The sequence below is a fragment of the Rhodococcus sp. EPR-134 genome, assembly GCF_001647205.1.
GTDB classification, from domain to species: domain Bacteria; phylum Actinomycetota; class Actinomycetes; order Mycobacteriales; family Mycobacteriaceae; genus Rhodococcus_F; species Rhodococcus_F qingshengii.
On the sequence record NZ_LVCT01000243.1, the window covers coordinates 1 to 11,191 of the forward strand.

The window sequence follows — 11,191 nt, forward strand, 5'->3', positions numbered from 1 at the left end:
CGTGCGGTTCGACATCTTCTCGGCTGCGGTTCCGACCTCACCGGATGTCGCATCGGCGGCCGAGGCGCTCGACGTCGATCCGCTGGACTGGATCCTCTCCGGTGGTGAAGATCACGGATTCGCAGCAACTTTCGGGCCTGAGGTCGAGATTCCGTCGGGTTGGATCGTGATCGGTGAGGTTGCCGCCGGTTCGGGCGTGAGCGTCGACGGTTCGCTTCGCGAGAGCGACGGGGGCTGGCACAGCTTTTCGACCACCGGTACCACCGCGGTATAGGTTGCTTTCATGGCTGTATACGCACTTGGAGACAGAGTTCCGGACATTCATCCGGACGCATACGTCCACCCGGACGCGGTGGTGATCGGCGCCGTGACTCTCGCAGCGGGTACCTCGATCTGGCCGCAAGCGGTATTGCGTGGTGACTACGGAACCATTTCGGTGGGAATCGGATCGAACATCCAGGACGGAACCGTCATCCATTGCACCGCCATCGATGCGACTGTCATCGGTTCCGGTTGCGTCGTGGGCCACAACGCGCACATCGAGGGATCGACCATCGAGGACCATTGCCTGATCGCGTCGGGGTCAGTTGTTCTCAACGGAACGGTGATCGGGACGGGGTCGATCGTCGCCGCGGGTGCGGTGGTGGCCAACAAGATGCAGGTTCCCCCGCGCAGCATGGCACTCGGTGTGCCCGCCAAGGTCCGTGCGGGATACGAAGTTCCGCTCGGCCACCTCGACGGAAACGTCAAGATGTACGCAGCCAATGCGGCGTACTACCGCGACGCGTTGCGCAGGCTCGACTGATGGCGCCGCTTGCAGAGATCGTCGATCCAGGGTGGGCGCGGGCACTCGAACCGGTCTCGGAGCAGATCTCCGCGATGGGTAAGTTCTTGCGCGAAGAGATCGCTGCGGGACGGGAGTACCTGCCGGCGGGGGAGAACGTCTTGCGTGCGTTCACGAACCCTTTCGAGGACGTTCGAGTGCTCATCGTCGGTCAGGACCCTTATCCGACGCCCGGTCACGCTGTCGGGTTGAGCTTTTCGGTTGCACCGGACGTGCGGCCGGTTCCGCGAAGTCTCGGCAACATCTACAAGGAGTATCACCAGGATCTCGGGTTGCCGATACCGCCGAACGGCGATCTGACACCGTGGTCGAAACAAGGTGTGCTGCTTCTCAATCGCGTTCTCACCGTGCAGCCGGGTCAAGCCGCTTCTCATCGTAAGAAGGGCTGGGAGCCGGTGACCGAGCAGGCTATCCGCGCTCTGGTCGCGCGGTCGTCGCCGATGGTGGCGATCTTGTGGGGTCGTGACGCGGCCACTCTCGCGCCGATGCTCGGCGACACACCGATCATCGAATCCGCGCACCCGTCACCGCTTTCGGCCTCGCGTGGCTTCTTCGGTTCGCGCCCCTTCAGTCGTGCGAACGAACTCTTGACCGGACTCGGAGCCGATCCGGTCGACTGGAATCTGGGCTGATCGAACGGTGTCTGCACGAACCGGCCTGCCGAACGTCGAGTCGCGACGTTCGGCACGGCAGTTCGACTAGGCCTGCTTTGCGGAAGTGAAATCGGGCCGACGCTTGTCGACGAACGCGTCGACGCCCTCGCGTCCGATCGGGCTGTTCGCTGCGATGGCGATGGACGCGGCTTCGGCGTCGAGTTGCTCGGCGAGCGAGTTCGTCCGGGACGAACGCAGCAGTGCTTTGATTCCCGAGTACGACGTACTCGGTCCGTTGGCCAGAGCGCGGGCGAGGCGAGCTGCCTCTTCTTGGACCTCGTCGTCGCCGACGAGTCGGGTGAGGATCCCCAGGCGGACGGCTTCGTCGCCACCGATCACCGAATCGTTGAGAAGAATCTCGCGAGCGCGTGCCACGCCGACGATGCGTGGAAGCGTCCACGACATTCCGCCGTCCGGGGTGAAACCGATGGAGGGGTACGCGGGGCGAAGCTTGGTGCCGGTGCCGCCGATTGCGACGTCGGCGAGGCAGACCAGGCTCATTCCGGCGCCGGCAGCCCATCCGTGGACCCCGGCCACCACTGGAGCGGTCGCAGCGTCGAGCGCGCGAACGAACACGTGGAAGACGCGGGCAACCTCGGCCACGTACTCGCCGCGGTCAGGGGCTGCGGCGAACGCACGGACGTTGCCGCCGGCACAGAAGTTTGCGCCTTCGCCGACCAGAAGGATGCTCCCGATGTCGTTTCCGACTGTCTCGAGCGCCTGCGCGCCCTGAACCAGTCCTTCGTCGTCGAGGGAGGTGCCGTTGGCGGCGGTGGAAATGGTGATGCGGAGTACGCCCTCGTCGAGGGTCACTTTGCTCAGGTCATCGATGGAAGTCACTCAACGCACATTACGGGTGTCCGACAGCCATACGAAACACGGGGACACATAGATACAGCCACATAGATACAGCTCTGCCCCCGTCACCGAAGTGACGGGGGCAGAGCCTGCAATAGTTTGTGCTCGGGCAATCAGCCCCGAGCGACCTTGCCTGCCTTCAGGCAGGAGGTGCACACGTTGACCTTACGGGTGTTACCCGGGGCAACCTCGGTACGAACAGACTGAATGTTCGGGTTCCAGCGACGATTGGTACGCCGGTGCGAGTGCGAGACCGACTTACCGAAGCCGGGCCCCTTGGCGCATACGTCGCAGACGGCAGCCATAGTCGCGAACTCCTTGTTAGAAATGAATATTGAAGTGGTTACCCTACACGGTAGGGCAGCCAGAATTACAATCCGAATATACTCGACTTCGAACCGATCCTTGACCGCTCACTGTGCAGCCGAACGTGAAAACAGTCAATCAGCAACAAACAAAGTGCAGCATTATTTCGTGTAGCCCGTTCGAGGCAACCGTGTAAGAGTAACCGCTTCCGGCCCGAATGGCCAAACCGCCCGGTAATGACGGTTGCGCAGAAGCGTCGGACTACCCTCGACTGCACCGATCACCGATCTCTTTTTCATCGTCAGTCTTTCCATCGTCGAGGGGAACCGTCAGTGGGGGAAGTGCAACGCGTCGCCGAGGAAGCGGAATCCGTCGCGGACGGACATCTGCTGCGGCGCTGGGCCCGCCGGGCGGTCGACAGCCTCCAGAAACGTCGCGGTGAGATCAACAGCCTCAACGTCTTTCCCATCCCTGATTCGGATACCGGCACCAATCTGCTGTTCACGATGCGGGCTGCACTCGATTCCGCCGAGACGATCGAGGACGACGTCCGCAGTGCGGGCCGCGTCGCCAACGCTCTGGCTCGGGGCGCCGTGTCCGGTGCTCGCGGTAATTCCGGAGTGATCCTCTCCCAGGTGATCCGGGGCATCGCCGAGAGCGTTCAAGGTGAGCACATCGACGGCCGAAGCTTCGCGAACTCGCTGACCACGGCGACGACGCTGGCCTCTCGGGCTGTCTCCGATCTGGTGGAAGGCACCATCGTCACGGTATTGCGCGCATCGGGAGAAGCAGCGCAGGAGTGCGTCGACACCAGGACACCGAGCGGCGAGGATCTTGCATCCGTGGTTGCCGCCGCTGCCGACGCCGCTGCGGTCGCACTGAACAAGACGCCGGAGCAACTGGACGTTCTCGCGTCCGCCGGGGTTGTCGATGCCGGGGGATTCGGTCTGGTTCTGATCCTCGACGCCTTTGTCGAGGTGCTGACCGGGAAGCCGCAGGTTCGCGAAGATCTGGGGACGCCGGACCCGAGGTCGAGCGCAGTTGTCGACGTCAGCGCATTCGATCACGATTGGGCTCACAAGAGCCCGATCGAATGTGGTGATCACTCGGAACAGGATTTCGAGGTCATGTACCTCGTCGACGACTCCGACGACGATCGCATGACGGCGCTGCGCACGCGGCTGTCCGTCCTCGGAGATTCGACGGTCATCGTCAGCGACGGTTTCGGCGGCTGGTCGGTGCACGTGCATTGCTGCGATGCCGGTGCAGCCGTGGAAGCCGGCCTCGAGGCCGGGAAGGTTCACGGTATTCGCATCAGCAGTTTTCTCGTCGACGAACGCGACCAGTTGGTGGCACGGGCGGAGAGGCGATTCCCCGGGGCCGGCGCGCGCGGCGTACTGGCCGTCGTTGCCGGTGACAGCGCGGCGGCGTTGTTCGAGAGTGAGGGTGCGACGGTTCTTCGGTGCGACGATGCGCCGGTGACACGCGCACAACTGCTCGGCCGCATTCGTCAGATGGAACGCAGCGAAGTTCTGGTGCTTCCGAACGGAGCTTTGACCGCGCAGGAACTCGTCGCAGTCAGTGCCGCTGCACGCGATCCGCTTCACCAGGTTCTGCTGCTGTCGACATCGTCGATGGTCCAGGGCTTGGCAGCACTTGCCGTTCACGACCCTCAGCGCAACGTCGCCGACGACGGCTTCACGATGTCCGAGGCGGCGGCCGCCACGCGCTGGGGATCGTTGCGGATCGCGGTCGAGCGTTCGCTGACCTACGTCGGGACATGTGATCCGGGTGACGCGATCGGTCTGATGGGGCACGAGGTGGTGCTCATCGGTCCCGACGTCGCGGAGTCGAGTGCGCGACTGGTCGACCTCGCGCTCGGATCCGGTGGCGAACTCGTGACCCTACTCATGGGCGCCGACGCGCCGGACGACCTGGCCGGGCAGCTCGAGGCGCACGTCGTCGCGCACCACCCGGGCGTCGACGTGCTCGTCTATCAGGGTGATCAGCCGGGTGACCTGTTCCAGTTGGGCGTGGAGTGATCGAACCGGGTCTGTCGGTGACTGCTGATATACGAACACGTGTGCTTACCGCGACACTGTGCTGGAGGAACTGATGGCGACGCTCGCCGACCCACTCGATCGGCTGCTGGGAAAGAAGACCGCGGACGCGCTCGACGAGGCATTCGAGATCCGCACCGTCGAGGACCTGCTGCGTCACTACCCACACCGGTACGCGTCGGCAGGCAAGGAACTTGCCGAGAAGGAGCCGCCCGAGGGTGAGCACATCACCATCATCGCGCGTGTGGCGTCGGCCGCCGTCGTGAAGATGAAGAACCGTCCGGGGCAGATGTTGCGAGTATCGCTGGCGACTGATTCGCAGACCGTGGACGTCACGTTCTTCAACCCGCAGAAGGTGCGGCACGTCATCAAGCCCGGCGTTCGGGCGATGTTCTCCGGGACGGTGAAGTACTTCCGCGGCAAGTGGTCTCTCACTCATCCGAGCTACCTGATTCTCCCGGAACCTCGTGTCGGCGAAGAGGATTCGGTAGTTCCGCTTGCATCCATCAAGGGAGCCGGTGACCTTGCGGGCCTGGCTCGCGCAAATCAGGATCCCGGCGCCGAACTCGATCTGTCCGTCTTCGACCGCGCGTTGATCCCGCTGTACCCGGCGACCCGCGAGGTCGAGAGCTGGACCATCATGCGGTGCGTGCGGCAAGTGCTCGACCAACTCGATCCGATCGAGGAGCCGTTGCCCGCCGAGACTCGGGCCGAGCACGGATTCATCGGTTTGGACGAGGCGCTGCGCACCGTTCACCTGCCAGATACCAAGGAAGACATCGAACGAGCACAGGATCGTCTGCGTTTCGACGAGGCGCTGTCTCTGCAGTTGGTCCTCGCGATGCGTCGTCACGACAATTCCGAGCGTGTGGCTCCAGCCTGCGCTCCGGTCGCCGGCGGGATCGCGGACCAGTTCGAGGAGATGCTCCCGTTCACTCTGACGGAGGGACAGCAAGCAGTCGCGGAGGAGATCTCCACCGACCTTGCCCGCCCACACCCGATGAGCCGCCTTCTTCAGGGCGAGGTCGGGTCAGGCAAGACGATCGTGGCTCTGCGCGCGATGCTGCAGGTCGTCGATGCGGGTTATCAGTGCGCGTTGCTCGCACCCACCGAGGTCCTGGCAAATCAGCACGCGCGATCACTGCGCAAGATGATGGGCTCGCTGGCTGCAGGTGGTGAACTCGGTTCTGCCGAACATTCCACCCGTATTGCCCTTCTTACCGGCTCGCTGCCAGTCGCTGCGAAGCGCGCAGCTCTGCTCGAAGCCGTGACCGGCGACGCCGGGATCGTCATCGGTACCCATGCGCTCATTCAGGACAACGTCGAGTTCTTCAACCTCGGCATGGTTGTCGTCGACGAGCAACACCGCTTCGGCGTCGAGCAACGTGATCAGTTGCGATCACGTGCCCGTGAAGGACTGAGTCCGCATCTGCTGGTGATGACGGCAACGCCGATTCCGCGAACCATCGCCATGACCGTGCTCGGCGACCTCGAGGTCTCGACCCTGCGAGAGCTTCCACGTGGGCGAACCCCGATCAAGAGCAGTGTCGTGCCCGCGAAGCAGAAGCCGCAGTGGGTCGATCGCGCATGGGAACGAATCCGTGAGGACGTCGCCGACGGCCGTCAGGCGTATGTCGTGTGCTCGCGGATCGGTGACGGCGAGCAGGGTGCAGGCGAAGATCAGTTCACCGAGGAGAAGCAGCCCGAGACCAAGTCGGCGGTCGACGTCTTCGAAGAGCTGTCGAGTGGTCCGCTGGCCGATCTGCGAGTCGGGTTGCTGCACGGTCGACTGCCTTCCGACGAAAAGGACGTGGTGATGAGCGCGTTCAACGTCGGTGACATCGACGTCCTCGTCTGTACGACCGTTGTCGAAGTCGGTGTCGACGTTCCGAACGCGACGGTGATGGTGATCGTCGACGCCGAGCGGTTCGGCGTCAGTCAGCTCCATCAGTTGCGTGGCCGCGTCGGTCGAGGGAAACACCAGGGACTGTGCATCCTCGTCACCGGAAGCAATCCCGGGGGACCGGCGTACGAGCGGCTCTCGGCGGTGGCAGCGACCAACGACGGGTTCGAACTGGCTCAACTCGACCTCGCGACCAGACGTGAAGGAGACATCCTCGGTGCGGCGCAGTCGGGCACAACCTCGAATCTGCGGCTGCTTTCCCTCATGGCCCATGGAGACATCCTCGAGTCCGCCAGGGAGTTCGCTCAGGGAATCGTCGACTCCGATCCGTCGCTCGACGGTCATCCCGCCCTCGCGTCCATGGTGACCGCTGCCCTGGACTCCGACCGGATCGAGTACCTCGAGAAGTCGTGAAGGGTATGACGACAAGCTGAAATCGAATAGCACGAGGACCGCCGGGTTGGTTTCTCGATTCAGTCCGAAATATGAGACTCCGCATGTAGACGCAAGATGAAATCGGGGTAGTTTTCTCGAATGTTCTCCAAAGTGCTCGTCGCGAACCGCGGCGAAATTGCGATCCGTGCCTTCCGCGCCGCCTACGAACTAGGTGCCGGAACCGTCGCGGTGTTCCCGTACGAGGATCGGAATTCGATCCACCGTCTCAAGGCAGACGAGAGCTACCAGATCGGCGAGAAGGGTCACCCCGTTCGCGCGTATCTCTCGGTCGAGGAAATCGTCGCCGCCGCCAAGAGCGCCGGAGCCGACGCCATCTACCCCGGTTACGGCTTCCTCTCCGAGAACCCGGACTTGTCGGCGGCGTGTGCCGAGGCAGGCATCAAGTTCGTCGGCCCGTCCGCCGAGATCCTCGAGTTGACCGGAAACAAGGCTCGGGCCATCGCAGCGGCAAAGGCCGCCGGTCTCCCGGTGCTCGCGTCTTCGGAGCCGTCAGCGGACATCGACGAGTTGCTCGCAGCCGCCGAGGACATGACCTTCCCGCTCTTCGTCAAGGCTGTCGCAGGCGGCGGTGGGCGCGGAATGCGCCGTGTTGCGGAGCGCTCACAGCTCAAGGAATCGATCGAAGCCGCAGCGCGCGAAGCGGAATCGGCCTTCGGCGATTCGACGGTCTTCCTCGAGCAGGCCGTCATCGACCCGCGGCACATCGAAGTGCAGATCCTCGCCGACGAGCAGGGCAACGTCATCCACCTCTTCGAGCGTGACTGCTCGCTGCAACGTCGCCACCAGAAGGTGATCGAGCTCGCTCCGGCGCCCAATCTCTCGGAAGAGTTGCGCGCCAAGATCTGTGCCGACGCCGTCGCCTTCGCGAAGGAGATCGGATACACGTGCGCGGGCACCGTCGAGTTCCTTCTCGACAAGCGCGGCAACCACGTCTTCATCGAGATGAACCCGCGAATTCAGGTCGAGCACACCGTCACCGAAGAAGTGACGGACGTGGACCTGGTCCAGTCGCAGCTCAAGATCGCGTCCGGTTCGACGCTTGCAGAACTTGGTCTGTCACAGGAGACGATCAAGCTTCGCGGCGCGGCGCTGCAGTGCCGCATCACGACCGAGGATCCGGCAAACGGATTCCGCCCGGACACCGGCCGTATCACCGCGTACCGCACCCCGGGCGGAGCCGGTATCCGCTTGGACGGTGGCGCCACACTCGGCGCCGAGGTCGGAGCGTACTTCGATTCCATGCTGGTCAAACTCACTTGTCGCGGTCGCGACCTCGAAGCCGCTGTGGCGCGAGCTCGCCGCGCGGTCACCGAGTTCCGCATTCGTGGTGTCTCGACCAACATTCCGTTCCTGCAGGCGGTTCTCGACGACCCGGACTTCCGGGCCGGACGTGTGACGACCTCCTTCATCGAGGAACGTCCTCAGTTGCTGACTCTGCGTTCTTCGGCAGACCGCGGCACGAAGATCCTGACCTACCTCGCGGATGTGACGGTCAACAAGCCTCACGGTGAGCGGCCCTCGGCGGTGTACCCGCAGGACAAGCTGCCCAAGATCGATCTTTCGACGCCTCCTCCTGCCGGTAGCCGTCAGCGCCTGCTCGAACTCGGACCCGAAGGTTTCGCGAAGGCACTGCGTGAGCAGAAGGCCGTCGGCGTCACCGACACCACCTTCCGTGACGCGCACCAGTCGTTGTTGGCCACGCGAGTTCGAACCAGCGGACTGCTCGGAGTTGCCGGGCACGTTGCGCGGTTGACGCCGGAACTGCTCTCGATCGAAGCCTGGGGCGGCGCGACCTACGATGTGGGACTTCGCTTCCTGCACGAGGATCCGTGGTACCGGCTTGCCGCACTGCGTGAGGCGATTCCCAACATCTGCCTCCAGATGCTTCTTCGCGGTCGAAACACGGTGGGCTACACGCCGTATCCCGAAAAGGTCACGCGCGCATTCGTTCAGGAAGCCACCGACACCGGCATCGACATCTTCCGAATCTTCGACGCGCTCAACAACGTCGACCAGATGCGCCCTGCCATCGACGCGGTGCGTGAGACCGGAACGGCCCTCGCGGAGGTGGCGCTGAGCTACACCGGTGATCTGTCGGATCCGAACGAAACTCTGTACACGCTCGACTACTACCTGAAGTTGGCCGAAGAGATCGTCGATGCCGGCGCTCACGTGCTCGCGATCAAGGACATGGCAGGCCTGCTGCGCGCTCCGGCAGCTACCAAGCTGGTGACCGCGCTACGCAGCAACTTCGATCTGCCGGTTCACGTTCACACGCACGACACTCCCGGTGGACAGCTGGCGACGTACTTCGCCGCTTGGCAGGCGGGCGCCGACGCAGTCGACGGTGCTTCCGCGGCACTGGCCGGAACCACCAGCCAGCCTGCGCTCTCGGCCATCGTCGCCGCTGCCGCGCACTCCGAGTTCGACACCGGACTGAACCTGCAGAACGTGTGCGACCTCGAGCCGTACTGGGAGGCGCTGCGAAAGGTGTACGCGCCGTTCGAATCCGGATTGCCGGCGCCGACGGGTCGCGTGTACACGCACGAGATTCCGGGAGGCCAGCTCTCCAACCTCCGGACCCAGGCCGTTGCTCTCGGTCTCGGCGACCGGTTCGAAGAGGTCGAAGCCAAGTACGCCGACGCGGACCGCATGCTCGGGCATCTCGTGAAGGTGACGCCGTCGTCGAAGGTCGTCGGCGACCTCGCCCTCCACCTTGTCGGCGCCGGCGTGCCTTCGGAGGAGTTTGCCGCAGATCCGGCGAAGTTCGACATTCCCGACTCCGTGGTGGGCTTCCTGCGCGGTGAACTCGGTACGCCTCCCGGTGGTTGGCCGGAACCGTTCCGCAGCAAGGCACTCGAAGGACGTGGCCAGGCCAAGCCCGAAGCGACGTTGTCCGCTGAGGACGAGGTGCTGCTCGAGGGCTCGTCGAAGGACCGTCAGGCGACGCTGAATCGTCTGCTGTTCCCCGGCCCGACAAAGGAATTCCTCGAACACCGCGAGAAGTACGGTGACACGTCGCGGCTTTCGGCGAACCAGTTCTTCTACGGTTTGCGGCGCGGCGACGAACACCGCGTCGAGTTGGCTCCCGGCGTTGAGCTGATCATCGGTCTCGAAGCGATCTCCGAGCCCGACGAGCGCGGCTACCGCACTGTCATGTGCATCCTGAACGGTCAATTGCGCCCGGTCTCGATCCGCGATCGCTCCATTGCCAGTGACGTACCGGTGGCGGAGAAGGCCGACAAGAACAACCCGGGCCACGTGGCGGCACCGTTCGCGGGCGTCGTGACGCTCGCGGTGAAGGAAGGCCAGAAGATCGAGGCCGGCGACACCGTGGCCACGATCGAAGCAATGAAGATGGAAGCGGCGATCACCTCGCCGCGCGCCGGCGTCGTCTCTCGGATCGCGATCAGCGCCGTCCAACAGGTCGAGGGCGGAGACCTGCTGGTAGTCGTCTCGACGGGGGAGAGCGCCGCAGAGTGACACGCATCATCTCGGGACTCGCGGGCGGTCGACGCCTGCGAGTCCCGCCGAGCGGCACCCGTCCGACGTCGGATCGGGTTCGTGAGGCGCTGTTCAGTGCTCTCGAAGCGCGCATCGATCTCGAAGGGTGCGCGGTTCTCGACCTCTTTGCGGGTTCGGGTGCTCTCGGCCTCGAGGCGCTCTCGCGGGGAGCCGAGCACGTTGTTCTCGTGGAATCGGATGCCAAGGCTGCTGCCGTCATCAAGGCGAACATCGGCACTGTCGCGTTGCCTGGGGCGACGGTTCGCGCCGCTCCGGTTGCGGCCGTGGTCTCGGGTCCGAGCGCGCGTGAATACGACATCGTGATCGCGGACCCACCGTATGCGGTGACCGACGAGGCCGTCGTGTCCATGCTCACCGATCTGCAGGCCAACAAATGGGTGGGGGAGGGCACGATCGTGGTACTCGAACGATCGTCGCGCTCGCCGGAGACCGTGTGGCCTCAGGGCTACGAGCCGATCAAGGCCAAGAACTACGGTGAAGCCCGCATCGAGCTGGCCACCTGCTACGGTCTGGACTCATGACTGGCGCCGTCTGCCCCGGATCCTTCGACCCTGTGACCAACGGTCACCTCGACGTAATCGGAAGA

Annotated in this window: 9 protein-coding genes and 1 pseudogene; 8 read left to right on the top strand and 2 right to left on the bottom strand. The window is 64.0% G+C overall.

The genetic code is table 11. The features are described from left to right. The 3 genes and pseudogenes from A2J01_RS36345 to A2J01_RS10625 all read left to right on the top strand — a co-directional run. Positions 1–274: pseudogene (locus A2J01_RS36345) on the top strand (thiamine-phosphate kinase); the annotation flags it as partial. A gap of 9 nt (positions 275–283) precedes the next feature. Continuing rightward, on the top strand, positions 284–805 hold the full coding sequence (locus A2J01_RS10620) for a gamma carbonic anhydrase family protein (protein WP_007729328.1): 522 nt from the start codon (positions 284–286) through the stop codon (positions 803–805). Beyond that, complete coding sequence (locus A2J01_RS10625; RefSeq protein ID WP_007729326.1) at positions 805–1,476, top strand: uracil-DNA glycosylase; 672 nt, start codon at positions 805–807, stop codon at positions 1,474–1,476. Before A2J01_RS10620 ends, A2J01_RS10625 begins: the two co-directional genes overlap by 1 nt. Positions 1,477–1,542: 66 nt before the next feature. On the opposite strand, the gene A2J01_RS10630 is transcribed toward A2J01_RS10625, so the two are convergent. Both A2J01_RS10630 and rpmB read right to left on the bottom strand, forming a co-directional pair. Then, positions 1,543–2,337: an enoyl-CoA hydratase-related protein gene (locus tag A2J01_RS10630; protein WP_003942812.1), complete on the bottom strand. Its 795-nt coding sequence runs from the start codon at positions 2,335–2,337 to the stop codon at positions 1,543–1,545. Between the two features lie 131 nt (positions 2,338–2,468). Further along, positions 2,469–2,660 (bottom strand): 50S ribosomal protein L28, encoded by a 192-nt coding sequence (gene rpmB, locus A2J01_RS35065; protein WP_003942669.1) that lies wholly within the window; start codon positions 2,658–2,660, stop codon positions 2,469–2,471. Positions 2,661–2,993: 333 nt separating this feature from the next. Here rpmB and A2J01_RS10635 point away from each other — a divergent pair, with 333 nt between their 5' ends. From A2J01_RS10635 to A2J01_RS35745, 5 genes are all read left to right on the top strand, one after another. Then, complete coding sequence (locus A2J01_RS10635) at positions 2,994–4,703, top strand: DAK2 domain-containing protein (RefSeq protein WP_003942755.1); 1,710 nt, start codon at positions 2,994–2,996, stop codon at positions 4,701–4,703. Positions 4,704–4,776: 73 nt separating this feature from the next. Beyond that, positions 4,777–7,038: an ATP-dependent DNA helicase RecG gene (recG, locus tag A2J01_RS10640; RefSeq protein WP_003942757.1), complete on the top strand. Its 2,262-nt coding sequence runs from the start codon at positions 4,777–4,779 to the stop codon at positions 7,036–7,038. A gap of 120 nt (positions 7,039–7,158) precedes the next feature. Beyond that, entirely contained in the window at positions 7,159–10,563 is a 3,405-nt protein-coding gene (locus tag A2J01_RS10645; RefSeq protein ID WP_003942675.1) for a pyruvate carboxylase, read from the top strand. Beyond that, the gene (gene rsmD, locus A2J01_RS10650) at positions 10,560–11,126 is read left to right on the top strand and encodes a 16S rRNA (guanine(966)-N(2))-methyltransferase RsmD (RefSeq protein ID WP_030535425.1); all 567 of its coding nucleotides are present in this window, start codon (positions 10,560–10,562) and stop codon (positions 11,124–11,126) included. Before A2J01_RS10645 ends, rsmD begins: the two co-directional genes overlap by 4 nt. Continuing rightward, a partial coding sequence (locus A2J01_RS35745; RefSeq protein ID WP_156519239.1) for an adenylyltransferase/cytidyltransferase family protein occupies positions 11,123–11,191 on the top strand: 69 nt, incomplete at its 3' end. The genes rsmD and A2J01_RS35745, both read left to right, overlap by 4 nt.